22 protein-coding genes are annotated in these 23,145 nt (G+C 67.7%); 10 read left to right on the plus strand and 12 right to left on the minus strand.

The genetic code is table 11. The features are described from left to right. Nucleotides 1–8: 8 nt before the first annotated feature. The 3 genes from ACUTAG_RS11420 to ACUTAG_RS11430 all read right to left on the minus strand — a co-directional run bounded on the left by ACUTAG_RS11420 (nt 9) and on the right by ACUTAG_RS11430 (nt 3,261). Nucleotides 9–971: a hydroxymethylglutaryl-CoA lyase gene (locus tag ACUTAG_RS11420; RefSeq protein WP_148317261.1), complete on the minus strand. Its 963-nt coding sequence runs from the start codon at nt 969–971 to the stop codon at nt 9–11. 40 nt (nt 972–1,011) lie between these two features. Next, a complete protein-coding gene (locus ACUTAG_RS11425; protein WP_148317263.1) occupies nt 1,012–2,205 on the minus strand; it encodes a CaiB/BaiF CoA transferase family protein in 1,194 nt (397 codons plus the stop codon). Between the two features lie 144 nt (nt 2,206–2,349). Then, complete coding sequence (locus ACUTAG_RS11430; RefSeq protein ID WP_024070492.1) at nt 2,350–3,261, minus strand: LysR family transcriptional regulator; 912 nt, start codon at nt 3,259–3,261, stop codon at nt 2,350–2,352. A 181-nt stretch (nt 3,262–3,442) separates the two neighbouring features. On the opposite strand from ACUTAG_RS11430, the gene trmB reads away from it, so the two are divergent. From trmB to lysM, 5 genes are all read left to right on the plus strand, one after another. After that, nucleotides 3,443–4,213 (plus strand): tRNA (guanosine(46)-N7)-methyltransferase TrmB, encoded by a 771-nt coding sequence (gene trmB, locus ACUTAG_RS11435; RefSeq protein ID WP_006385759.1) that lies wholly within the window; start codon nt 3,443–3,445, stop codon nt 4,211–4,213. After that, entirely contained in the window at nt 4,213–5,154 is a 942-nt protein-coding gene (gene pip, locus ACUTAG_RS11440; RefSeq protein ID WP_006385758.1) for a prolyl aminopeptidase, read from the plus strand. The genes trmB and pip overlap by 1 nt, the downstream gene beginning before the upstream one ends. A 10-nt stretch (nt 5,155–5,164) precedes the next feature. Continuing rightward, complete coding sequence (gene thiS / locus ACUTAG_RS11445; protein WP_006385757.1) at nt 5,165–5,365, plus strand: sulfur carrier protein ThiS; 201 nt, start codon at nt 5,165–5,167, stop codon at nt 5,363–5,365. Between the two features lie 250 nt (nt 5,366–5,615). Then, entirely contained in the window at nt 5,616–5,933 is a 318-nt protein-coding gene (locus ACUTAG_RS11450) for a hypothetical protein (protein WP_054497341.1), read from the plus strand. 46 nt (nt 5,934–5,979) lie between these two features. Further along, a complete protein-coding gene (gene lysM, locus ACUTAG_RS11455; protein ID WP_006385755.1) occupies nt 5,980–6,426 on the plus strand; it encodes a peptidoglycan-binding protein LysM in 447 nt (148 codons plus the stop codon). 178 nt (nt 6,427–6,604) lie between these two features. Here lysM and ffh read toward each other — a convergent pair whose 3' ends face one another. After that, nucleotides 6,605–8,011: a signal recognition particle protein gene (gene ffh / locus ACUTAG_RS11460; protein WP_020926210.1), complete on the minus strand. Its 1,407-nt coding sequence runs from the start codon at nt 8,009–8,011 to the stop codon at nt 6,605–6,607. Between the two features lie 106 nt (nt 8,012–8,117). Here ffh and ACUTAG_RS11465 point away from each other — a divergent pair, with 106 nt between their 5' ends. From ACUTAG_RS11465 to ACUTAG_RS11480, 4 genes are all read left to right on the plus strand, one after another. Next, complete coding sequence (locus tag ACUTAG_RS11465; RefSeq protein WP_006385753.1) at nt 8,118–8,960, plus strand: cytochrome C assembly family protein; 843 nt, start codon at nt 8,118–8,120, stop codon at nt 8,958–8,960. Between the two features lies 1 nt (nt 8,961). Next, nucleotides 8,962–9,228, plus strand: coding sequence for a PP0621 family protein (locus tag ACUTAG_RS11470; RefSeq protein WP_054439198.1), 267 nt, complete (start codon nt 8,962–8,964; stop codon nt 9,226–9,228). A 210-nt stretch (nt 9,229–9,438) separates the two neighbouring features. Continuing rightward, nucleotides 9,439–10,017 carry a 1,6-anhydro-N-acetylmuramyl-L-alanine amidase AmpD gene (gene ampD / locus ACUTAG_RS11475; protein WP_054513676.1) on the plus strand — a complete coding sequence of 193 codons (579 nt, stop codon included), beginning with the start codon at nt 9,439–9,441 and terminating at the stop codon, nt 10,015–10,017. Between the two features lie 17 nt (nt 10,018–10,034). Continuing rightward, nucleotides 10,035–10,655 (plus strand): glutathione S-transferase family protein, encoded by a 621-nt coding sequence (locus ACUTAG_RS11480; protein WP_024070498.1) that lies wholly within the window; start codon nt 10,035–10,037, stop codon nt 10,653–10,655. Nucleotides 10,656–10,723: 68 nt separating this feature from the next. Here the strand turns inward: ACUTAG_RS11480 and ACUTAG_RS11485 are convergent, their stop codons facing one another. From ACUTAG_RS11485 to ACUTAG_RS11500, 4 genes are all read right to left on the minus strand, one after another. Next, nucleotides 10,724–12,748, minus strand: a complete 2,025-nt coding sequence (locus ACUTAG_RS11485; protein ID WP_446650178.1) for a hypothetical protein — start codon at nt 12,746–12,748, stop codon at nt 10,724–10,726. 188 nt (nt 12,749–12,936) lie between these two features. Then, entirely contained in the window at nt 12,937–13,896 is a 960-nt protein-coding gene (locus tag ACUTAG_RS11490) for a tripartite tricarboxylate transporter substrate binding protein (protein ID WP_054472593.1), read from the minus strand. 107 nt (nt 13,897–14,003) lie between these two features. Beyond that, on the minus strand, nt 14,004–15,035 hold the full coding sequence (locus ACUTAG_RS11495; RefSeq protein WP_049055069.1) for an NAD-dependent epimerase/dehydratase family protein: 1,032 nt from the start codon (nt 15,033–15,035) through the stop codon (nt 14,004–14,006). Nucleotides 15,036–15,040: 5 nt separating this feature from the next. Next, the gene (locus tag ACUTAG_RS11500) at nt 15,041–16,516 is read right to left on the minus strand and encodes an aldehyde dehydrogenase (protein ID WP_049055068.1); all 1,476 of its coding nucleotides are present in this window, start codon (nt 16,514–16,516) and stop codon (nt 15,041–15,043) included. 92 nt (nt 16,517–16,608) lie between these two features. Here ACUTAG_RS11500 and ACUTAG_RS11505 point away from each other — a divergent pair, with 92 nt between their 5' ends. Further along, entirely contained in the window at nt 16,609–17,550 is a 942-nt protein-coding gene (locus tag ACUTAG_RS11505; RefSeq protein ID WP_035182028.1) for a LysR family transcriptional regulator, read from the plus strand. A 127-nt stretch (nt 17,551–17,677) separates the two neighbouring features. On the opposite strand, the gene ACUTAG_RS11510 is transcribed toward ACUTAG_RS11505, so the two are convergent. The 4 genes from ACUTAG_RS11510 to ACUTAG_RS11525 form a co-directional block, all read right to left on the minus strand. After that, complete coding sequence (locus ACUTAG_RS11510; RefSeq protein WP_446650179.1) at nt 17,678–19,036, minus strand: TolC family outer membrane protein; 1,359 nt, start codon at nt 19,034–19,036, stop codon at nt 17,678–17,680. Beyond that, nucleotides 19,033–20,379, minus strand: coding sequence for an HlyD family type I secretion periplasmic adaptor subunit (locus ACUTAG_RS11515; protein WP_446650180.1), 1,347 nt, complete (start codon nt 20,377–20,379; stop codon nt 19,033–19,035). Before ACUTAG_RS11515 ends, ACUTAG_RS11510 begins: the two co-directional genes overlap by 4 nt. Continuing rightward, nucleotides 20,376–22,298, minus strand: a complete 1,923-nt coding sequence (locus ACUTAG_RS11520) for a type I secretion system permease/ATPase (protein WP_241122933.1) — start codon at nt 22,296–22,298, stop codon at nt 20,376–20,378. Before ACUTAG_RS11520 ends, ACUTAG_RS11515 begins: the two co-directional genes overlap by 4 nt. A 131-nt stretch (nt 22,299–22,429) precedes the next feature. Further along, the gene (locus ACUTAG_RS11525) at nt 22,430–23,038 is read right to left on the minus strand and encodes a heme acquisition protein HasA (protein ID WP_446650181.1); all 609 of its coding nucleotides are present in this window, start codon (nt 23,036–23,038) and stop codon (nt 22,430–22,432) included. Nucleotides 23,039–23,145 lie beyond the last annotated feature (107 nt).

The raw sequence follows: 23,145 nt of genomic DNA on the forward strand, positions 1-23,145 counted from the left end.
GCAAAAACCTATGCGGCGCCGCCGGCCGGCCCGAACCGCTCCGCCAGCCACGCGGGCGGCGGATGCGCGGCCAGGCGCGGCCCGGCGCGCAACAGCGCCATGGGCAGGTCGCGGCCGACCAGCCCCGGCAGTCCGCGCAGGATGGCGAGCAGCGCTTGGAGCGACACGCCCGTGCGCACGCCCATGCACTCGAACATGTGGACCAGTTCCTCGGTGTTGACGTTGCCGCTGGCGCCGGGCGCGTACGGACAGCCACCCAGGCCGCCCGCGGCCGCGTCGAAGCGGGTGATGCCGGCCTGCCAGGCGGTGACGGCGTTGGCCAGGGCCATGCCGCGCGTATTGTGCAGGTGAACGGTGAGCGCGGTGCCCGGCAAGCGCTGCGCGGCCTGCGCGCACAGCTCGCCGACCTGGCTGGGGTAGGCCATGCCGGTGGTGTCGCACAGCGTAATGCCGCGGGCGCCGGCGTCGACCAGGCGGGCGGCCAGGTCCAGCACCTGCCCCGCCGGCACGTCGCCATCGAACGGGCAGCCGAACGCGGTCGACAGCGAGACGTTGCAAGGCGCGCCGGCGCGTCCGGCGGCCGCCAGCACCTGGCTGAGTTCGTCGAACGATTGCTGGCGGGTCATGCGCAGGTTGGCGCGGTTGTGCGTCTCGCTGCACGACATGACCAGGTTCATCTCGTCGACGCCCGCTTCCAGCGCCCGCTCCAGGCCGCGGATGTTCGGCACCAGCGCGGTGTAGATCACGCCGGGCCGGCGGCGGATGCCCTGTATCACGGCGCCAGCGTCGGCCAGGGCCGGAATCGCCTTGGGCGAGGTGAAGCTGGTGACCTCGATGCGGGCGAAGCCGCAATCGGACAACGCGTCGATGAAGGCGATCTTGTCTTCGGTGGGCACCATGCGCGCTTCGATCTGCAAGCCGTCGCGCGGGCCGACCTCGTTGATTTCCAGGACGGGGGAACCGGTGTTCATGAGCGCATCCTCGATGCCGGATTAAGGGGAATGGCGCGGTTCATGCGATCACGCCGCGCGCCCGCAGCGCCTCGCGCTGTTCCGGGCTCAGGCCCGCCGCCGCCAGCACCGCGTCGGTGTGCTCGCCCAGCGTCGGCGCGCGCTCGCGCACCGAGCCGGGGTTGGCCGACAGGCACGGAAACACCGCCGGCATGTCCACCGCGATGCCGCTGGCGGCCTCCAGGCGGGTAATGGCGCCGCGCGCCTGGTAATGCGGATCATGGGCGATGTCGGCCACCGAATAGATGCGGCCCGACGGCACGTCGGCTTCGCGCATGGCCTGCAGCACCTCGTCTATGCAGCGTTCGCCGGTCCAGGCGCCGATGGCCAGGTCGATCTCGGCGACGCGGCGCGCGCGGCCGTCGTTGTGCGCCAGGTCGGGATCGCGGCCCAGGTCGTCGCGGCCGATGCGCGCCATCAGGCGGGTGTAGATGGCATCGCCATTGCCCGCGATCAGCACATAGCCGTCACGGCACGGATAAGCGTTGGACGGCGCGATGCCGGGCAGCGATGCGCCGGCCGGTTCGCGCACGGCGCCGAACACCGAATACTCGGGCAGCAGGCTTTCGCTGAGGTTGAACAGGCTTTCGTACAGCGCCGCGTCGATCACCTGGCCCTGACCGCCACGGGCATCGCGCTGGTACAGCGCCAGCAGCACGCCCAGCGCGCCGTGCAGGCCGGCGACGGTGTCGCCCAGCGACAGGCCGGCGCGCACCGGCGCGCGGCCGGGTTCGCCATTCAGGTAGCGCAGGCCGGCCATGGCTTCGCCAATCGCGGCAAAGCCCGGCTCGCGCGCCTTCGGACCGGTCTGGCCGTAGCCCGAAATGCGCAGCATGATCAGGCGCGGGTTCAACGCGTGCAGGGTCTCCCACGACAGGCCCCACTTCTCCAGCGTGCCGGGGCGGAAATTCTCGATCAGCACATCGGCCTCGGCCGCCAGCTGGCGCACGATGTCCTGGCCTTCGGGCTGGCGCAGGTCGACGCACACGGACTGCTTGTTGCGCGACTGGGCCTCCCACCACACCGAGGTGCCCTCGTGCAACAGGCGCCATTTGCGCAGCGGATCGCCCTGCCCCGGCGGTTCGATCTTGACGACCTGCGCGCCGAAGTCCGCCAGCGTCTTGGCGGCGAACGGTCCCGCGATGAGTTGTCCCAGTTCCAGCACGCGTATGCCGGCGAGTATCTGCCCTGCCATGTCGCCTCCCGGGCGCATCCAACCGATGATGGCGGAGTGTGCGCCATCGTCCGCGGGGGCGGAATGGACGATTCGGGAAGGGGGCATTCCCGGATCGAGAAAGCCCTAGGGCCTGTGCGAGGCTCCTTTTAGTGTGAACAGGCCCTAGGCCGTGCCCGGGTCCTGCGCGCCGCGCAGGTGCGCCAGCAGCAGCCGCGCCGCCACCGGCAGCGCATCGGCGTCGCGCACGCCCAGCAGCAGCCAGCGGCGCGCCCAATCGTCGGCCAGCGGAATCAGCCGGATGGGCATGGAGCGCGCATGCGGCTCGGCCGCCAGGCGCGGCAGGATGCCGACTCCGCGCGTGGCGGCCACCATGCGGCAGATGGCGTCGAAGCTGCGCACCTGGATGCGCAGCCGCATGTCGCGGCCCAGCCGGCCGCTCTCGTCGGCCAGGCGGGTGGCCAGCGAGGTGGCGGGCGGCAGGCCGACGTAATCGTAGGCCAGGGTATCGGCGAACGCCACGCTGGCCTGGCGCGCCAGCGGATGGCGCTGCGGCACGATCAGCACCAGCTCGTCGAGCCGGTACGGCACGGTGGCCAGGCCCGCCGCCGGCGTGCGGTCGGCGAACACGCCGATGTCGGCGCGGTTCTCCAGCACGGCAGTGACGATGTCGCTGCTGTTCTGCTCTTCCAGGTCGATGCGCACCGCGGGATGCGCTTCCATGAAGGACGCCAGGTCTTCCGGCAGGAACTGCGTCAGCGACGAGGTATTGGCGGCGATGCGCACCTGCCCGCGCACTCCGCGGGCATAGTCCGATAGCGTGCCGGCCATCTGCTCGACTTCCTGCAGCACCCGCAGGGCATGCACCAGGCAGGCCTGGCCGGCCTCGGTCAGCTCGACGCCGGCCGCATTGCGGTACAGCAGCTGGGTATCCAGCGCCGCCTCCAGGTCCGAGATCCGCTTGCTGGCCGCGCCCACCGCCAGGTGCGACTGGCGCGCGCCGGCCGAGATGCTGCCCTGGCGGGCCACCGAGACGAAAAGCGAGAGCGTGACGAGGTCGATGCGGGCGATATTCATGGCGGACGGACGGCGCCAGGCGGGCGCCGCGGCTGCACTATAGCGCGGCCCGCCCCCGTCACCGCCCCCCAGGGCGGTCGCGGGCAATAAGTCCCTATTTAATCCACAAGGCGGACTGCAGCCCGGCGGGGCTGCCACTACAATCCCGCCTATGACAACGAACAGCTTTGGGAATCCTCCCGTGAACACCCCCGCAACACCCGGCAACCCCGACGCGCCCGCGCCGGTTTCCCCCCAGACCGAAGCCGCGCTGGCCAGCGCCGCGCACGCCCCCAACAGCCCGGGCGCCACCCACATCCGCAGCTTCGTCCACCGCCGCGGCCACATCACCCAGGGCCAGCAGGCCGCGCTCGAACAGTTGCTGGGCAAGTGGTCGATTCCCTACGCCGCCCGGCGCCTGGATCCGGCCGCCGCCTTCGGCCGCGAAGCGCCGACGGTGCTGGAAATCGGCTTCGGCATGGGCGAGACCACTGAAAAAATCGCGCTGGCGCGCCCGGGCGACAACTTCCTGGGCGTGGAAGTGTTCAACGCCGGCGTCGGCTCGCTGCTGCGCCGCATCGAGGATTCCAGCATCCCCAACCTGCGCATCATCCAGCACGACGCGGTCGAGGTCGTGCGCGACATGATCGCGCCGGACTCGCTGGCCGGCGTCCATATCTACTTTCCCGACCCCTGGCCCAAGAAGCGCCACCACAAGCGCCGCCTGGTGCAGCCGCCGTTCATCGCGCTGCTGGCCAGCCGCATCGCGCCGGGCGGCTACATCCATTGCGCCACCGACTGGGAAGACTACGCGGTGCAGATGCTGGACGTGCTGGGCAACGAACCGCAACTGAAAAACACGGTGGACGGCTACGCCCCGCGCCCCGACTACCGTCCCCTCACCAAATTCGAGAACCGTGGCCTGCGTCTGGGCCACGGCGTCTGGGACCTGATCTTCAAGCGAGTGGCCTGATGCTCTACCCCGCGATCGAACCCTACCGCCACGGCATCCTGGATACCGGCGACGGCCACCAGGTCTATTGGGAGCTCTGCGGCAATCCGCAGGGCAAGCCCGCCGTATTCCTGCACGGCGGCCCCGGCAGCGGCTGCTCGCCGGTGCATCGCCAACTGTTCGACCCGCAGCGCTACAACGTGCTGCTGTTCGACCAGCGCGGTTGCGGCCGTTCGACGCCACACGCAAGCCTGGACAACAACACCACCTGGCACCTGGTGGCCGACATCGAACGCCTGCGCACCGAAATCATGGGCGCCGACAAATGGCTGGTGTTCGGCGGTTCCTGGGGCTCGACGCTGGCGCTGGCCTACGCCGAAACGCACCCGCAGCACGTCAGCGAACTGGTGGTGCGCGGCATTTTCACGCTGCGCCGCGCCGAAGTGCAGTGGTTCTACCAGGAAGGCGCGTCCTGGCTGTTCCCCGACCGCTGGGAAGAGTACCTGGCGCCCATCCCCGAAGCCGAGCGCGGCGACCTGGTGGCGGCCTATCACAAGCGCCTGACGGGCGACGACCCGGCCGAGCAATTGCGCGCCGCCAAGGCCTGGAGCAAATGGGAAGACAGCACCATCACGCTGCTGCCCAGTCCGCGCCACCAGCAAAGCCACGCCGCCGACCGCGCCGCGCTGGCCTTCGCCCGCATCGAGAACCACTATTTCACGCACGCCGGCTTCATGGAAGAAGGCCAGCTGATCCGCGACGCCCATAAGCTGCGCGGCATCCCCGGCACCATCGTGCAGGGCCGCTACGATGTATGCACGCCCGCGCGCAGCGCCTGGGACCTGCATCGCGCCTGGCCCGAGGCCGAATTCCACATCGTGCCCGACGCGGGCCACGCCTTCGACGAACCCGGCACGCTGGCGCGCCTGATCGCCGCCACCGACGCCTACGCCAAACGCTGAGGAGACCGACATGCACATCACCCTGAACGGCGACGCCCGCGAATTCCCGCTCGACACCACGGTGAACGAATTGCTCGAAACGCTGGGCTATGCCGGCAAGCGCGTCGCGGTGGAACGCAACGGCGAAATCGTGCCCAAGAGCCAGCACGCGCAAACCGCACTGTCCGATGGCGACCAGGTCGAGATCGTGGTCGCGGTGGGCGGAGGCTGAGGCAATCGCGCCAACTCCTGCGAAAGATCGAATATCGCAAAAAGGGCTGCAGTAATGCAGCCCTTTTTTGCTGCAGCAATGCAGCCCTTTTTTCCTCAATCTGACGGAGGGCTAGCAACCTGTTACACGTTAACCCCTCGTCTGGCGGCAACGGCGCGAGTCATAATCGTCGTTGCTGGCGTTGTCGTCGTCAGGTTGTCGTGTTGTTGTTCTAACGTTGCACAATGCCCTGCGGGGCAGAGGAGGCATCATGAACACCGCCGTCATCATCAACCTCATCATCCAGCTTGTCGCCGGCGCGGCCGGTGGCAACGGCCTGGGAAAAATGCTTCAGCAATTCAACCTGGGGCCCCTGGGCAACACCATCGCCGGCGCGATCGGCGGCCTGGCCGGAGGTTCCTGGCTGGCGCCGATGATCACCGCCGGCGCCGGCGCCGTCGCGGCGGGCAACAGCGGACTGGATCTTTCCGCGATTGCCAGCAGCGTGGTCGGCGGCGGCGTGGGCGGCGCGGTACTGACGCTCATCGCCGGCATCGTGCGCAAGATGTTCGTGGGCCGCGCGCCCTGACATGCATCGCTCTTTTTCTCACCGCAACATAGATAAAGGAAACACGATGGGTCTGCTCAATTTCATCAAGGACGTTGGAGAAAAACTCTTCGGTGCCAGCGAGGCCAAGGCGGCGACGCCGGATGAACTGAAGAAAGAGCTCGACAAGCACGGCCTGAACGCCGATGGCCTGCAGATCTCGGTGGACGGCGACAAGGTCACCGTCACGGGCGAGGCCGCCAACACCGAAGCCGCCGAGAAGATCGCGCTGGCGCTGGGCAACACCGTCGGCGTGGCCGCTGTGGACAACCAGTTGAAGGTCAAGCAGGCCGCGCCGGAAGCCAAGATGTACACGGTGCAAAAGGGCGACAACCTGTGGAAGATCGCCGAGGCGCAATACGGCAAGGGCCAGGGCGCCAAGAACACCCTGATCTTCGAGGCCAACAAGCCGATGCTGACCAGCCCCGACAAGATCTATCCGGGCCAGGTGCTGCGCATCCCGCCCCTGTCTTAAACCATGCGAACCGGCCCTCGCGGGCCAGTATCGCGGCGCAGAACCCCCTGCCTGCCGCGATGATTTGGCCAGGCGCAATGCCTGGCCATTTTTTTGGCGGAGATCCCGGAGCACGGGCCGGCGGCCATCGACAGGCCCACGAGACGGGTCCGGCCGTGCCGCCCCCTTGCCGCGCCGCTCAGCCCTTCATGAAGCGGCCCATGCCCTTCATGCCGCCCATGGCGCGCATCATCTTGGCCATGCCGCCCTTCTTCATCTGCTTCATCATGCCCTGCATCTGCTCGAACTGGGCCAGCAGGCGGTTGACCTCCTGCACCGGCACGCCCGAACCCGCCGCGATGCGGCGCTTGCGCGAAGCCTTGATGAGTTCCGGCTTGGCGCGCTCGGCCGCCGTCATGGAATTGAGGATGCCCTCGGTGCGGCGCAACTGCTTTTCCGCCTGGCCGCCCTGCAACTGGCCGGCGGCCTGCTGGAACTGGGCCGGCAGCTTTTCCAGCAGCGAGCCCATGTCGCCCAGCTTCTTGACCTGGCCGAGCTGGTCGCGGAAGTCGTTCAGGTCGAATTTGTTGCCCGACTTGATCTTGGCCGCCAGCTTCTGGGCCTCGGCGATGTCGATGTTCTTCTGGGCCTGCTCGACCAGCGAGACGATGTCGCCCATGCCCAGCACGCGCTGCGCCATGCGCTCGGGATAGAACGGCTCCAGGCCGTCGAGCTTTTCCGATACGCCGACGAACTTGAGCGGCTTGCCGGTGACATGGCGCACCGACAGGGCCGCGCCGCCGCGGGCATCGCCATCCAGCTTGGTCAGCACCACGCCGGTCAGCGGCAGCGCCTCGGCGAAGGCGCGGGCGGTGTTGACCGCGTCCTGGCCCTGCATGGCGTCGACCACGAACAGCGTTTCGACCGGCTTGACCAGGTCATGCAGCGCGCGGATCTCGCGCATCATGGCCTCGTCGATGCCCAGGCGGCCCGCCGTGTCCAGGATCAACACGTCGTAATGATGGCGGCGGGCATGGTCGACCGCGTTGCGGGCGATGTCCTCGGGTTTCTGGCTGGGGTCGCTCGGCAGGAAATCGACGCCGACCTGCGCCGCCACGCTCTTCAGCTGGTCGATGGCGGCCGGGCGGTAGACGTCGGCGGACACCACCAGCACCTTCTTCTTGCCGGTCTTGCGGCCGTGCTGGGTGTGCTGGCCTTCGCTCAGCCAGCGGGCCAGCTTGCCGGTGGTGGTGGTCTTGCCCGCGCCTTGCAGGCCGGCCATCAGGATGACGGCGGGCGGCTGCACCGCCAGCGACAGTTCGCCGGAATCGGCGCCCAGGTCGCCGCCCATGAGGGCGGTCAGTTCCTTGTGGACCACGCCCACCAGGGCCTGGCCGGGACTGAGGCTGCCGGCGACTTCTTCGCCCAGCGCCTTTTCCTTGACCCGGGCGACGAAGTCGCGCACCACGGGCAGCGACACGTCGGCTTCCAGCAGGGCCATGCGCACTTCGCGCAGCATTTCCTGGGTGTTGGCCTCGGTCAGGCGGGCTTCGCCGCGCAGCGTCTTGACGACGCGCGACAGGCGTTGAGTTAGGTTATCGAGCATGAGAGGCGTTTCCGCTTAAACTAGTTGATTGAACGGTGGCCGCAGGCGCGGATTGCGCACTGTCGGGCGGCATGCGCCCCCAGGCCCCATCCAGACAACGGTTTCTATGTCACTAGGCATTGTATTTCACACAGCGGCCGCCCTGGCGTACGCCGTGCTGGGGGGATCCCTCTGGATCCGCCTGGCGGGCGCCGGGGAAGTCGAACAAACGGGCAAGATCGCCCGTCTGTGCCTGCTGGGAGCCCTGGTTCTCCATGGAATCGGGCTGCAACAATCCATGCTGGGGGCCCCGCACCTGTTCATCGGGTGGGCCCTGGCCCTGTCGGCCGCCATCTGGCTGGGCATGGTCGTCTTCTGGCTCGAAAGCCTGCTGGTGCGCATCGACGGCCTGCAATTGCTGCTGCTGCCGGCCGCCACCCTGGCCAGCGGCCTGGCCGCGCTGTTCCCCCAGGGGCAGTTCGTGCCCCACGCCGACAACGCCTGGCTGCGCGCGCACCTGCTGATCGCCCTGGCCGCCTACGGCCTGATCACCATCGCCGCCCTGCACGCCATGATGATGGCGCTGCTCGACCGCCACCTGCACCGTCCCCTGGACGCCCCCGCCGAGCGCAGCATCATCGGCCGCGTGCTGGACTCGCAGCCGCCGCTGCTGGTGCAGGAACAGCTGCTGTTCCGCATCATCTGGATCGGCTTCGTGGTGCTGACCCTGGCCGTCGGCTCGGGCTCCATCGCCTCCATGAAGCTCACCGGCCAGATCCTGCCGTTCGACCACAAGACCGTCTTCACCCTGCTGTCGTGGTTCACCTTCGGCGTGCTGCTGGCCGGGCGCCACATCTGGGGCTGGCGCGGCCGCGTCGCCCTGCGCTGGACCCTGACCGGGTTCGGTTTCCTGATCCTGGCCTACACCGGTAGCCGGTTCGTGCTGGAAGTCATTCTGCATCGAGGCTGACGTGGGCAAGCTGCTGTTCTGGATCGTCATCGTCATCGGCGTGCTGTTCGTGGCGCGCATCGCCGGCCGCATGGCCGCGGCCCGCCAGGCCCCTCCGGCCGACGCCAAGCCCCGCGGCACGGCCAACCCGCCCGCCGCCGGCGCCCCCGAGGCCATGGTGCGCTGCGCCCACTGCGGCATCCACCTGCCACGCTCCGAAGCCCTGCTGCAAGGCGGCCGGACCTGGTGCAGCCAGGAACACGCCCGGCTGGGGCCGGCGGCCAAATAAAGGCTGGCCTGAACGGCTGGCCGGTCCGGATTCGCCGGCCAGCCAGCCCGCCATTCCGCCAGCCAGCCCAGCCCGCTAGCTAGCCAGCCAGGAGAGGCTCGCCCATCACCGGACGCACGACGGCACCGCCCCCGGTGGGCCCCGCCCTCATTCGCTCCCTTTTTACACGCACGGCATAATGCATGTTGGATACCAACCTGCTTTCCTCCCATGCCCCTGCTTCTGGATCGACATGGCTGGCTGGCGCCGGCCCCGGGCGTTTCCCGACTGCCCTCCCCCAATTGCGACGCGCGTCCCCACGGCGCCCAGGTGTCGCTGCTGGTGCTGCACAACATCAGCCTGCCGCCCGGCCAATTCGGCGGCCCCGAGGTCGCCGGCCTGTTCCTGAACACGCTGGACTACGGCTCGCACCCCTGGCTGGAACGCCTGCGCGGCCTGAGGGTGTCGGCCCATTTCTTCGTCCGCCGCGACGGCCGCATCGTGCAGTTCGTCTCCACCGATGCGCGCGCCTGGCATGCCGGGGTGTCGCGCTTCGCTGGCCGCGAGCGCTGCAACGACTTCTCCATCGGCATCGAGCTGGAAGGCACCGATACCCTGCCCTACACTGACGAGCAATATCTGGCGCTGCGCCGGCTGACGCCGGTGCTGCGCGCGCGTTACCCCCTGGCGGCCGCCTGGGGCCATGAACACATCGCCCCCGGCCGCAAGACCGACCCGGGGCCCGCTTTCAACTGGACGCGCTTCGGGCGCGACAGCGGCTTTGCGCGGCGGCAATTGCCGCCCGCCTGACCTTACAAGGACCGGTTATGTTGAAGATCTGGGGACGGCTGACGTCCGTCAATGTGCAGAAGGTGATGCTGGCCGTGCGCGAACTGGCGCTGCCGCACACCTTCATCGAGGCCGGCGGCCCGTTCGGCGTGGTCGACACGCCCGAGTACGCCAAGATCAACCCCAACCGCACCGTGCCCGCCATCGACGACGGCGGCTTCGTGCTGTGGGAATCGAATGCCATCGTGCGCTACCTGGCCGCGCGCTACGGCGCCGGCACCCTCTGGCCCGAGGACGTCTGCCTGCGCGCCGACGCCGACCGCTGGATGGACTGGCAGACCACCGAATGGCAAGGCGCCATGGTCCCGGCCTTCCTGGGCCTGATCCGCACCCCCGAAGCCAAGCGCGATCACGCCGCCATCGACCTGTCGGTCAAGCGCAGCAACGCCCGCGCGCAGATTCTGGACCAGGCGCTGCAAGGCCGCGAGTTCATCGCCGGCCGCCACCTGACCATCGGCGACATCGCCCTGGTGTGTTCCGCGCACCGCTGGCTGGGACTGCCGATCGAACGGCCGGACACGCCGGCGCTGTCGGCGTGGTACCGCCGCGTGATGATGCGGCCGGCGACGCAGGGGGTGTTGACGTTGCCGTTGGAATAGCAGCCCCGGCAGGCGAAGGCATGCAACTGCACGCCTTCAGCCCCACGGCATTCGGGGCGCATTTTGATTTAGCCGAAGAAGAAATTATCGCTGTCGAGATAGGGATAATTACTGCCGATCACGCCGGCCATCATGTATCCGTATCCGTTCGGCGTGGAAGGATCGGCGTAGTTCGTATATTCGATGAAGAAGTCCGCGATCCCATCGCCGGTTCTGTCTCCCTCCAGGCTTACGGTGGACGCCCGCCACCAACCGCTTTCGTCATCATGAGTGACGGGCCAATCCAGTCCGTGATGGTCCTCGGTCACATACCGGAGCTCTCCGGCATGCCCGGTGAACTTTCCTGTGCCGATAAACCGCATGGCCTGATGTCCCTCGGTATTCAGGTCGCCATCCAGGTTTGAAAAATCGAGCACGTCCGGCTCGATCCGCAGCCCCCCATATCCCCCAAGATAGGCCGGTTGGTAGTGCTTGAGATTGAAATCGCGCGCTTCGCGAGCCGTGGTCAACCCATGGATGAACTTCGTCGTGATTTCCCCGGAGTCCGGATCGGCGAAATCACCATCGTTGAACACGATGCGATTGCCGCCGCCATGCACGACGAAGGTATCGTTGCCACCACGGCCGGTGAACGTCATTCCCCCAAGCACGTCGCCGACCAGGATATCGTCGTAATCGCTGCCAATGACATAGTCGATATTGCGATATTCTCCCTGGCACCACTCGCCGCACGAACCGGATTTCAACTCCACAAATGCGTACCCGTACCCTCGAAGTTTACCCAGGGCGCTTTCATGGGTGAGGAAATGACTATTGACGTCATAGTCCTTGAGCCCAAAGGCGCTGGCCCGATCCGCAATCCACTTGTCCATGCGATCGTTGCCACTCACAACAATGTCGACGCCCCACTCGTTCAAGGAAAAATCCAGGACGTTGTATCCATCCGGATTGCCCACAACCTTGTTGGACCAGTCAAAGTCACTTCCCGGCATGAACCAGTTGATTGCATTGCCGCCGACCATTTCACTGGGAGTATTGTCACCGATGAGCACATAGGATTTTCCATCCTGAGCGGTGAAGGACTTTACGCCGCTGTCCGCCGCCAGGTCGGCATAAAAAACAACTTCAGGTGGTGGTCGCATGCTCGGGCCGTCGGCTGGGCGCTCGGCATCCGCAGCGCCACCAATCGGATGATCCCTCCCGATTTCCGCCAGAATTTCGGGAAGGATGGCGACCGCTTCCGGATAGTCCGCGGGATGTGTCGCAATTTCCCGCATCGCCAGGTAGATTTGGTAGTCGGAGAATCTGGCACCGTCATTGGCGGCGGCGACATCCGCAGCAGTCGGGCCACTGTCAACGTTCGAAAGCGTAGCGTGGGAGGGCTGCTGGTCAGGCAATGACTCCGTCGGCATACCTCCCGTATGAAGAGGGATATGCGTTCCTTCATTGACGAGCACGTCTTGGATGAATTTCGCCGCCGCCCCCTTGAGGTCGATGAGATCCGGCAGGGATGAAGCGATAGCAACGATAGCCATGCCGGCTACAACCGTTGGCATGCCTGCGCCAACCATGAGCACAGTGCCCATTCCCGCGATCGCACCCGCTATTGCAGCACCTCCCCACACAGACGCCACTTCGGAGCCGATCGCAACCTTGGGAGGCGTGCCTGAAGCAATATCCTTCTGGATGACGTTCCAGCTGAAAATTCCTTGCATGAACTTCTCATGCGTTTGCGCCATCACGTTCAAATACTTGAAGGCTTGTTTGTCCAGACGGGTTTCCAACAAGTCGCGAACGTATCCCAGGAATTTTCCTGTTTCCGGAATGAGCTTATTGACCAACGGTTCCACCATCCCGCGCGTAGTCTGCGGATCGTGGTAATACCTCGATTCCTCGCTGTAGTGCGAAAAGTAATACGCTTCCTTTTGGTTGATAATCTGCGCGATGTACCACGCGGGAACGATCCGTGGTGTCGAGAAGTAAGACCAGCCGATGCCGTCCCACAGCCCAGACCCTAATCCACCGCCCCAACTCGGGAGCTCCGGCGGCCAAGTGCCATAAACGGTGACGGGGGCAAGCGTAGGCGTAGGCATGATGCGGCTCCTGATCACGGATCATCAATAGCCGCCCGCAGGCACGCGGGCGACCGTCTATAGACATAAACGGTTGAGCCGCGATTTACAGTAAAAAAAAGCCGCAATTCAGACCAGTTCTCAGACACTGGCCCGCGTCCCGCTATCCGGAGCATGTCGCCGCAATCGCGGGGCCCCCATCTGACGCGCTACTCCACCCAGGGCGTGCTCGCCCAGATCTTCCGCAGCCGCCCATCATCCTGCTTCAGGCGTTCCTGCCACTGCGGCCCATCCTGGTAGTCCATCTCGGTGAACTGCTGCTTCATCTGCGCCTGGAACTCCGGATTGGCGGCCACCTTGGCCAGCGCCTGGCGCAGCTTCTCGGCGACATCCGCCGGCAAGCCCTTGGGCGCGACAATGCCGCGCTCGGAGGCGAACACCAGGTTCACACCCAGCTCCTTGAAGGTCGGCACGTCCGGCCCCAGCGGCGAGCGCGTCTCGCTGGCCTGGGCCAGCACGCGCATGTTCTTGCCGTGGTAGGGCATGACTTCGCCCAGGTTCAGGCCGCCGATCACGGTGTGCCCGCCCAGCACCGAGCTGCGCAGCGGCCCCGCGCCGTTGTAGGGCACGTGGTTGAGCCTGGTGCCCGTCAGGTTCTGGAACAGCACCAGCGCCAGGTGATCATCGGTGCCCACGCCGGTCGAGCCATAGCTGATCGAACCCGGCTTCTCGCGCGCCGCCTTGATCAAGGCATCCAGCGTCTGGTACGGACTGTCGGCGGCGACGCTGAAGGCGCTGGGATCGCGCACCAGGTTGGCCAGGTAGGTGAAGTCGGCCGTGGTGAAGCCGGCCTTGCGTTCGATCGGCAGCGACACCAGCCCGGGCATGTTGGTCATGGCCAGCGTGTAGCCATCGGGCTTGGCGCGCGCCACGTACGACAGCGCGATGGCGCTGGACGCGCCCGGCTTGTTCTGCACCACGATGGTGGTGCCCAGCTCCTTTTCCAGGAACACCGCCAGCGAACGCGCCGTCAGGTCGGTGCCGCCGCCGGGCGCGAAACCCACCACCAGTTCGATGGGATGGTCGGGCCAGGCCCAGGCCGGCCATGCGGCGCACAGCGCGGCCACGGACAGCGCGGCGCGAGCGGCCGCCTTGCGTGAAAAGAACATGGTTGTCTCCTGTTTGGGTAGTGCTGTTGTTATGCGTTGTGACTGGCCGGAAATGCCGGCCGGTCACGCGGGACGGCTGCGACGGCCGCCCCGGGTCAAACTGTTCCCTAACCGACCTTCCCCCCTTCCTGCGCCTCGCGCCACGCCAGCAGGCGCGTCACGCCTTCGGCCATGCCCACTTGCGGCTGCCAGCCGATCTGTTGTCCCGCCAGATCGTGCGGGATATGGAAAGCGCCGCCCGAGGTCAGGCGCACGGTGCCCGGAGGGTCCGGCCGGATCTCCGGTTCCAGGTCGCTCTTGCAGTAGTCGAGCACCAGCCGCACCAGTTCACCGGTGGTGATGGGCGCCGGGCCGGACACGTTCACCGCGACATCGGTCGCGTCGCTCTGGAACGCGGCGACGTTGGCGCGCGCCACGTCCGAGACGTGCACGAAGTGCTTGGTGTCGGTGCCGTCGCCGGGCAGCACGGGACGCTCGCCCTGGCGCACGCGGTCATAGGTCTCCATGATGTACAGCGAATTCGCGGCGCGGTAGTGCTGGCGCTCGCCATACACGGTGGAATAGCGCAACACCACATAGTCCAGCCCGGCCTTCTGGTAGTACTGGCGGCACAGCTGCTCGCCCATGATCTTGGAGGCGCCATACAGGATCGCCGCGGGCGGCGCGCCGACGGAATGGAACGGACCGTTCTCGACCAGCGCGCCGGCGATGCCGCTGCCGTAGCCGTAGACCGCGTTGGACGAAGCGAAAACGAACTTCTTCACCTTGTTGGCGCGGCAGGCTTCCAGCATGTTCTGCGCGCCGCGGATGTTCACGTCCACCGCCTGCCACGGCGTCTGCGCGAAGCCCAGCGTCATGTAGGCAGCCAGGTGCAGCACGCCATCCACGCCCTCGGTCGCGGCCAGCAGGTCGGGCAGGCGCATCAGGTCGCCGCGCACCACTTTCACGCGCGGATTGCCTTGCAGGTGGGCGATGGCCTCGGGCGTGCCAAAGGCGAAGTTGTCCAGCAGGATCACCTCGCGCACGCCGGCGGCCAGCAGCGCGTCGGCGGTGTGCGAGCCCACCAGGCTGGCGGCGCCGGCGATCAGGATGCGGGCATCGGCCAGCGGCAGCGCCGCGCTTTTCTTGTCTGTCGTCATGTGATTCACAGTCCCATCGGTTGATTGTGCATGCCCCAGTACAGGCTCTTGACCTGGCTGTAGAGGCGCAGGCCGTGCAGACCTTTCTCGCGGCCGATGCCGCTGGCCTTGAAGCCGCCGAACGGCGTGGCGATATGCGATTGCTTGTAGGTGTTGATCCAGACCGAGCCCGCCTCGATCTCGCGCGCCACGCGCCAGGCGCGGGCGTAGTCGCCGGTCCACATGCCGGCGGCCAGGCCGAAGGGCGTGTCGTTGGCCTGCTCGATCACGTCCTCCTCGTCCTCGAACGGCAGCGCCACCAGCACCGGCCCGAAGATCTCCTCCTGGCAGACGCGCGCGCCATTGCCAAGGCCGTCTATCACCGTGGGCAGGTAGAACCAGCCATTGGCCAGCTCGGCGCGATCCGGCGCGGCGCCGCCGACCAGCACTCGGCCGCCTTCGGCGCGGCCGATATCGACATAGCCGGCGACCTTGTCGCGATGCGCGCGCGACACCAGCGGCCCCATCTGCGTGGCCGGATCATCGGGCAGGCCCACCCGCACCTGGCGCGTGCGTTGCACCAGCGCTTCCATGAAGCGGCCATAGATGGACTTCTGCACGAACAGGCGCGAACCGGCCACGCAGCTCTGCCCGGCCGAGCCGAAGATGCCCGACACCACGCCGGCCACGGCGCGGTCCAGGTCGGCATCATCGAACACAATGTGCGGCGACTTGCCGCCCAGCTCCAGGCCCACGGGAATCAGGCGCTGGCCGGCGATGCCGCCGATGGCGCGGCCCGTTTCGGTGCCGCCGGTGAACGACACCATGCGCACGCCGGGATGCTTGACCAGCGCGGCGCCGACGTCTTCGCCGTGGCCCGGCAGCACCGTCAGCAGCCCTTCGGGCAGGCCGGCCTCGGCGCAGATGCGCGCCAGTTCCAGCGCCAGCTGCGGCGTCTCCTCGGACGGCTTGAGCAGCACCGCGTTGCCCGCGGCCAACGCCGGCGCGGCCTTCTGCGCCTCGTTCATGATGGGCGAGTTCCACGGCGTGATGGCCGCGATCACGCCGAACGGCTCGGCCAGCGCCATCGAGAAGTACTCACCGCGCGGCGAGGTCATCTCGTTCTGCCAGGTCTCGCAGACGGCGGCGTAGTAGCGGAAATGCCCGGCCGCGCTGTCGACCATATTCAGGCATTCCTTCCAGGGCTTGCCGCTGTCGATCATCTGCAGCCGCGCCAGCGGCTCGCGCTCGGCGGCCAGGCGGCGGCCGATTTCGTACAGCGTGGCGGCGCGCTGGTCGGGACGCAACTTGCGCCACGGCTGGCGCTGGAACGCGTCCCAGGCGATGGCCACGGCCGTATCCACGTCACGCGGCAAGGCGCGCGTGACGCGTCCGGCAATACTGCCGTCGGCGGGATTGATGGAGGTGATGACGGCGTCGCCGTCTTGGCTGTGGCGCCAGTCGGCGCCCAGCCGGAAGGGCTTGTGGCTCGATGCGTGCATAAGGGTCGGGCAATCCAGGGGACTTCGGTAGACGCATCATCGGCCCGTCGACTATTAGGCACAATTCGATATTTTTCTTATATTCTTAGTCCATGGCTATGAATATCAAGTACCGGCCGCTCAAGGCCTTCCTGCTGGCGGTGGATACCGGTTCGTTCACCCACGCCGCCAGCCAGCTGGGCGTGACGCAGCCGTCCTTCACCGCGCTGATCCAGGACCTGGAGGACGTGCTGGGCCTGCGCCTGTTCGAGCGCACCACTCGCAGCATCAGCCTGACCTCAGCCGGGCAGGACTTCTATGCCCGCGCGCAGCGCCCCATCGCCGACCTGGAAGAAGCCTATCGCAGCCTGGCGGACCTGGCGGCGGTGCGGCGCGGCAACGTGACGCTGGGCGCCCTGCCCTCGACCGCGCTGGCGCTGCTGCCGGTGGCGGTCGGCGCGCTGCGTCAACTGCATCCGGCACTGAAAGTGCGGGTGGTCGAGGCCCACAACGACGAGCTGGTGGCCATGCTGCGCACCAACCAGATCGAGTTCGCCGTCGGCGCGCTGGCCGAGCCGGCGCCGGACCTGTCGTTCACGCCGCTGGCCGAGGATTGCTTTTGCGCCATCTACCCCGAAGGCCACCGCCTGGACAGAAAACGCGGCCCGCTGCATTGGCGCGACGTGCTGCGCTACGACCTGATCCTGCTGTCGCAAGGCTCCAATGCGCGCCAGCAGTTCGACCGCGCGGTGCGCGAGGAAACCGGCGCGCCGGCCACCGCCTTGCGCTACGACGTCACCAACATGGGCACCGCAGCCGGCATGGTGCGCCAGGGCCTGGGAGTAAGCGTTTTGCCGCGCCTGGCATTGCCGGAACTGAACCTGGCCGGCCTGCGCGCCGCGCCGCTGTGCGACGCCTCGGCCCGCCGCGCCATCGGCCTGCTGCACCGGCGCGACCGCTCGCTGTCGCCGGCCGCGCAGGCGCTGGCGGCGCAATTGGCGACGGCCATGGACGAGATCGTTCGACGGCTGCTGCCGCTGCCGCCGGTGAAGTGATCCGACGACGCGCTCCATTCGTCGACGGTCGAACGCGCATCCGCATGCCGGTGCACCCCGCCACGAACAGCGGCCCTGGCCAAACGCCAGAGCGGTCTTGCACCGAACGCGCCCCCCGACTGCCGGCTCAGCCCGCCACGAACAACGCGCCAATGCGCGCCACATCGTCGTCGCTCAACACCCCGGCTTGCCACCTCAGCGTCAGCCACGCCAGCAGGTTGTCGTAACGCGCCCGGTCCAGGTCGCGCAGTGCCTCGAAGCGCTGGCGTTCGGCGTCCAGCACGTCCAGATTGGTGCGCTCGCCGCCGAGCACGCTGCGCCGTGTGGCGCGCACGCGCTGCGCGGCCGCCTCGGCCGCCTGCCGGTAAGCGGTGATACGCTCGCGGCTGCTGGCGAACGTGTGGAATTGCCGCGCCAGGTCATCGAGCAACGCCCATGTGGTGGCGTCGAGCTTGTGCTGCGCTTCCTCCGCTTCAGCCAATGCCTGGCCGCTGGCCGCCGAGGTGCGCCCGCCGGAATACAGCGGAATGCTGACCTCGATGCCCACAGAACCGGAGTCATAGCGCTGCCCGATCTGGTTCTCGCCGTTGGAATTGGTCAGCTGCTTGCGCGCCACCAGCCGCGCCGTGGGCAGGTGCCCCGCGCGGGTGGCCTGGTAGCGCTGGCGGCTGGCTTCAAGCAGGTGGCGCTGGGCCAGCAATTCCGGATTGCTCGCCAGCGCCAGTTGTCGCCACGCGGACAAATCGCGTCCCTCCACCGCCAGCGCGGCCAGGGCTGATTCCTGCAAGGGCGCAAGCAAATTGTCGGCCAGCCCCGGCCCGACAATCGCCCTTAGCGCATTGCGCGCGTCGCGCAGCCGGTCCCGCGCCTCGATCTCCTGCGCCTGCACCACGTGCGCACGCGCCTCGATCTCCAGTTGATCCGTGCGCGTGCCCTGCCCCGCCGCGACAAAGCGCGCGCTGCGGCGCGCGTCCTCTTGCAACGAGCGCTCCTGCGACTGCGTCAATGCCAGGGCTTGCTGCGCGTACAGCACGGCGGTGTACGCCTGCAACAGGCGCACGGCAAGCGCCTGGCGCGCGCGCTTCAGCGTCAAGCCGCCCGCTTCGGCACGCTCGCGCCCGGCGCGGTACTGCGCAAACGCCGCCGCGTCGAACAGCGGCTGGCTCAGCGTGAACCCCGAGGCATAGCTGGCGTAGCGCGAGCGCTGCTCCAGCGCGCCCCAGCGCGTCTGCTGCCGCGACGTCGTATCGTTGCGGGCACGGCTGTAGTGATAGCTCAAGTTCGGCAACAGGCCGCTGCGTCCCAATGCCGCCTCCTCGGCGTCGGCCCGTTCGCGCGCACGCGCCGCCTGCCACGTGGGATCGGACGCCAGCGCCATCGTGTACGCCTGCTGAAAATCCAGCGCCTGCGCCGCCCCCGATCCAGGCATGAACACCGCCACCATCAACATCCATGCCGCCGCGACCCTGCCCTGCCAGCGCTTCATGCGTCACCCCACGCCAGCCGCGCGCGATCGAGCAGGGGCTTGAACAGATAATTCAGCAGCGAACGCTCGCCCGTGCGCACGAACACCTCCACCGGCATGCCGGCGCGCAACGGCGCATCGCCGACGCGCCGCAGCTGGCCCGGCGCCACGTCGGCGCGCAGGCGATAGTAAGGGCGGCCGTTGCGGTCATCCTCGAACCGGTCCGCCGACACCAGCGTCACGGTTCCCTCCAGCCGCGGCGTGCGGCTGGCATCGAAAGCGGTGAACATCAGCTCGACCGGCAGGCCCGCGCGCACCTTGTCGATGGACTCCACCGGCAACCGCCCCTCGACCACCAGCGGCACGTCCTCGGGCACGATCTCCATCAGGCGCGAGCCGGGCTGCACCACGCCCCCGACCGTGTGCGTGGCCAGCGCCACGACGGTACCGCTGACCGGGGCGCGGATCTCGCTGTGCGCCAGGTCGAATTCGGCCGTCGCCAGTTTCTGCGTCAACTGCTCGCGCTGCACGCGGGTTTCCGCCAGATCGGTGCGCACCTCGCGCTGAAACGCGTCGCGACGCTGCTGGCCGCGCAGCGCCAGTTCCGCGATCTGCTGGCGTGTCTGTCCCAGGGCGCCCAGGTCGGAGGCCATGTCGCCGTCCAGTTGCGCGAGGCTGCGCTCCAGTTCCAGCACGCGGTTGCGCGGCACGTAGCCTTCGCGCACCAGGTCGCGCAGGTTGCCCAGCTGTTCCCGCAGCAGGGCGCGCTGCGTGCGCTTGTGCGCCAACGTCGATTCCAGGCCGCCGGCCAGGGCCCGGCTGCCGGCCAGCGTCGCGTCGATGCCAGCCAGCTCGCCCGCCAGCGCCGCCCGCCGGCTGGCGAACAGTTGGCGCTCCATCGCGTAGGCGGCCGCCGCTTCGGCGTTCGCTTGGGCATCGGGCGCCGCAAGATCATCCCGCCCATCGCGCTCGGCCAGCAGGCGCGCTTCGCGGGCCATGACCGCCGCCTGCTGCGCGCGCAGGCTTTGAGCCTCGCCACGCACCCGGGTGTCGTCCAGCCGCACCAGCGCCTGGCCGGCCCGGACCGAGTCGCCTTCAGCCACCAGCAAGGCGCTCACCACGCCGCCCTCGATGCTGTCCACCGCCTGCCGCTCGCCGGTCACGACGACGATGCCGGGCATCGCCACGCCGTTGTCCAGCGGCGCCCACGCCGCCCACGCCAGGAAGCCGCCAAAGCCCAGCGCCAGCACCCACCAGCCGAAGCGGGCCGACCAGCCGCCGTTCTCGTCTGCGCCCGCTACCGGCTCGGCCTTGTCCAGTTCGGGCCGCAGCACCACCACACGATTGCCGGCGCGTCCCGTCATGCCTTGCCTCCGAAGATCAGCCCTGAAAACGCGCCGCCGGCCAGGGGATACACCTGCGCCACCGCCCCGCCAGGGCGTGCCTGCGCCGGTGGAGCTGTCCCGCCGGAAGCCGCCGCGCCCGCCGTGCTGGCCGTCGCCGCCGGGCGGTTGCCCGCCGCGGAGGTCGACGCCGAGGGTGATGCCATCGTCCCTGACGCGCGCTCAGGCGGCGGCCGCAGCACCTCATGGGTCGCGCCGAAGCGCTGCGCCTGACCATCGCGCAACAACAGCAAGTGTGTCGTCGCCGCCAACACCTTGGGCCGGTGCGTCACCAGCACCACCGTCGCGCCTGCCTCCCGCAGCCGGCCCAACGCATCGAGCAAGGCCTGCTCGCCCGCGTCGTCCAGGCTGGCGTTGGGTTCGTCCAGCACCACCAGGCGCGGCGTCCCGTACAGCGCCCGCGCCAAGGCGATGCGCTGGCGCTGCCCGCCCGACAATCCCTGGCCACCGGTACCGATAGGCGTGTCGTAGCCACGCGGCAAGGCCAGGATCATGTCGTGCGCGCCGGCCATGCGGGCAGCGTCGATCACGCGTTGGGCCAATACTTCGCCATCGCTGTCCGGGGCGGGAAAGCGCGCGATGTTCTCGGCCACCGTCCCGGAAAACAGTTCCACGTCCTGCGGCACATACCCCAGCCACTCCCCCAGCCGCCCTCGCTCCCATTGCCGCAGGTCGGCGCCATCCAGGCGTGCCGTGCCCAGGCGGGCCGGCCAGACACCCGCCACCAATCTGGCCAGGGTCGACTTGCCCGCGCCCGAGGGGCCAACCACCCCCAGCACCTGCCCTGGCTCCAGCGAAAGCGACACGTTCACCAGCGTCGGCTGCGCCGCGCCCGGCGGCGTCACCGTCACGCCCTCCAGCCGCAGCGCGCCCTTTGGTTCGGGCAGCGTCAGGCCCGCGGCTGGCGCCGGATACGTCGCCAGCAAATCCTGCAAGCGTCGCCATGCCAGCCGCGTGCCGGCCCATTGCCGCCAGGCGCCGATCACCTGATCGATCGGACTGAGCACGCGCCCCATCAGGATGGAACCCGCGATCATCATGCCGGCGCTGACATGGCTCTGCAGCACCAGCCACGCGCCCAGGCCCAGCACCAGCGATTGCAGGGCCATCCGCACCGTCTTCGACACGCTCGCGATCACCGCCGAGCGCTGGCTGGCCATGCCCTGGCGCCGCACATAGCCCACATGCAGCCGCTGCCAGCGCGCGCGCAATCGATCCAGCATGCCCATGGCCTGGATGGCCTCGGCATTGCGCAATTGCCCGTCCGCCTCCACGCCGGCCCGCACCGACAACGCGCCCGCCTCGGCCAACAGCTTGCGCGACACCTGCTCGTTGAGCCACGCTAGCGCCACCAGGATGATGGTCCCCGCCAACGCCAGCGTGCCCATCCAGGGATGGAACAGGAACATCACCAACAGGAACAGCGGAAACCACGGCGCGTCGAAGAACGCGAACACGGCGCTGCCGGTCAGGAACTGACGCACGGTGTTCAGGTCGTTGACCGCCTGCCCCGCATTGGCGGGCACGCCCGCCAGGCCGCGCTGGAACGCCGCTTCGTGCACGCGCCCGGCCAGCGCCGCGTCAAAGCGCGCGCCGATCTGAACGATGACGGCGCTGCGCGCGTAATCCAGCGCGCCCATCAGCGCGAGCAAACCGACGATCATCAGGCTCAGCATGACCAGCGTGAAGACGTTGCCGGACGCCAGCACGCGGTCATAGACCTGCAGCATGTAGAGCGACGGCGCCAGCATCAACAGGTTGGCGGCGACGCTGAAGGCCGCCACGCTGACCCAGCCGGTGCGAAAGCGCGCCAGGAGCGATTTGATCTCCAGGGCGCCCACGTCCTGTGCCGCAACTGTACGCGTCTGGTTTTGCTGCATTGGTTTTCCTAGCCCGGATGACTGCCGGGACACGCAGAATGAAGAAACAAAAAGACGGTCGCGGCAGGGGATAGGCCCGCCGCGACCGTGACCCACGCGCCCGAGAAAGCGCGGGGAAACTTGCCGGTGGGTTACGCTGCCAGGGCCAGATCGGTCTCGGTGGCGAGGTTGTGGCCGACTAGGTCGGCGATGGACATGCTGATGTCCATGTCGTTCTGCGCCAGAGCGCCGAACAGACCGCCATGGGACATGACACCGGCCTTGGCATCGTCCAAGCCATCGACATGGCCGTTCATCAGTCCCCATACGATGTCGTGCACATCGTTGGCCCGTCCGTCCGAAACATCACCATAGATGGGCAGGTCGAACGTAAGCGTGATGAGCGGATCGACTGCATGCCCGGCCTGATCCACCCCACCGCTCAAGGTAATGGAGTCCAGTTCGCCCCAGACCGTGTGCGGCGTCGCGCCTTCGACCTTGGGCCCGCTGTACGGCGGGAAGTAGTAGTTCAGTTCACCCGAGGCAACGAAGGCATAGTGGGCAACATTTTTGCTGGCGTAGCCGTAGTCGGTGCCGCTGAAGGGGCCGCCACCGAAAAAGCCTCCATAGTTCTTGCCGGCGGTGTGTTCACCGGCAACGCCATCGTTCTCGAAGACCATCAACATGGATTCCAACGAATCCTCCATCGAGATGCCTTGAGGAAGGTGACTTTGGTCGATAAAACTGATCGATACAGACATTTCCATACTCCATTAACTACAGATTCAGCCGGGTTACCCCGGCGCCCTTGACGTCCCGCCAAGCGGGGCGCCAATCATGCGAATCACTCGCATGTTCTTTCGAGGGG

The organism is Achromobacter sp. CSND-B12 (assembly GCF_052906545.1).

What these genes read in the sequence shown, in the direction of transcription:
- ACUTAG_RS11420 (WP_148317261.1), bottom strand. Translation starts at nt 971, where the DNA reads ATGAACACCGGTTCCCCCGTCCTGGAAATCAACGAGGTCGGCCCGCGC.
- ACUTAG_RS11425 (WP_148317263.1), bottom strand. Translation starts at nt 2,205, where the DNA reads ATGGCAGGGCAGATACTCGCCGGCATACGCGTGCTGGAACTGGGACAA.
- ACUTAG_RS11430 (WP_024070492.1), bottom strand. Translation starts at nt 3,261, where the DNA reads ATGAATATCGCCCGCATCGACCTCGTCACGCTCTCGCTTTTCGTCTCG.
- pip (WP_006385758.1), top strand. Translation starts at nt 4,213, where the DNA reads ATGCTCTACCCCGCGATCGAACCCTACCGCCACGGCATCCTGGATACC.
- thiS (WP_006385757.1), top strand. Translation starts at nt 5,165, where the DNA reads ATGCACATCACCCTGAACGGCGACGCCCGCGAATTCCCGCTCGACACC.
- ACUTAG_RS11450 (WP_054497341.1), top strand. Translation starts at nt 5,616, where the DNA reads ATGAACACCGCCGTCATCATCAACCTCATCATCCAGCTTGTCGCCGGC.
- lysM (WP_006385755.1), top strand. Translation starts at nt 5,980, where the DNA reads ATGGGTCTGCTCAATTTCATCAAGGACGTTGGAGAAAAACTCTTCGGT.
- ffh (WP_020926210.1), bottom strand. Translation starts at nt 8,011, where the DNA reads ATGCTCGATAACCTAACTCAACGCCTGTCGCGCGTCGTCAAGACGCTG.
- ACUTAG_RS11465 (WP_006385753.1), top strand. Translation starts at nt 8,118, where the DNA reads ATGTCACTAGGCATTGTATTTCACACAGCGGCCGCCCTGGCGTACGCC.
- ampD (WP_054513676.1), top strand. Translation starts at nt 9,439, where the DNA reads ATGCCCCTGCTTCTGGATCGACATGGCTGGCTGGCGCCGGCCCCGGGC.
- ACUTAG_RS11480 (WP_024070498.1), top strand. Translation starts at nt 10,035, where the DNA reads ATGTTGAAGATCTGGGGACGGCTGACGTCCGTCAATGTGCAGAAGGTG.
- ACUTAG_RS11485 (WP_446650178.1), bottom strand. Translation starts at nt 12,748, where the DNA reads ATGCCTACGCCTACGCTTGCCCCCGTCACCGTTTATGGCACTTGGCCG.
- ACUTAG_RS11490 (WP_054472593.1), bottom strand. Translation starts at nt 13,896, where the DNA reads ATGTTCTTTTCACGCAAGGCGGCCGCTCGCGCCGCGCTGTCCGTGGCC.
- ACUTAG_RS11495 (WP_049055069.1), bottom strand. Translation starts at nt 15,035, where the DNA reads ATGACGACAGACAAGAAAAGCGCGGCGCTGCCGCTGGCCGATGCCCGC.
- ACUTAG_RS11500 (WP_049055068.1), bottom strand. Translation starts at nt 16,516, where the DNA reads ATGCACGCATCGAGCCACAAGCCCTTCCGGCTGGGCGCCGACTGGCGC.
- ACUTAG_RS11505 (WP_035182028.1), top strand. Translation starts at nt 16,609, where the DNA reads ATGGCTATGAATATCAAGTACCGGCCGCTCAAGGCCTTCCTGCTGGCG.
- ACUTAG_RS11510 (WP_446650179.1), bottom strand. Translation starts at nt 19,036, where the DNA reads ATGAAGCGCTGGCAGGGCAGGGTCGCGGCGGCATGGATGTTGATGGTG.
- ACUTAG_RS11515 (WP_446650180.1), bottom strand. Translation starts at nt 20,379, where the DNA reads ATGACGGGACGCGCCGGCAATCGTGTGGTGGTGCTGCGGCCCGAACTG.
- ACUTAG_RS11520 (WP_241122933.1), bottom strand. Translation starts at nt 22,298, where the DNA reads ATGCAGCAAAACCAGACGCGTACAGTTGCGGCACAGGACGTGGGCGCC.
- ACUTAG_RS11525 (WP_446650181.1), bottom strand. Translation starts at nt 23,038, where the DNA reads ATGTCTGTATCGATCAGTTTTATCGACCAAAGTCACCTTCCTCAAGGC.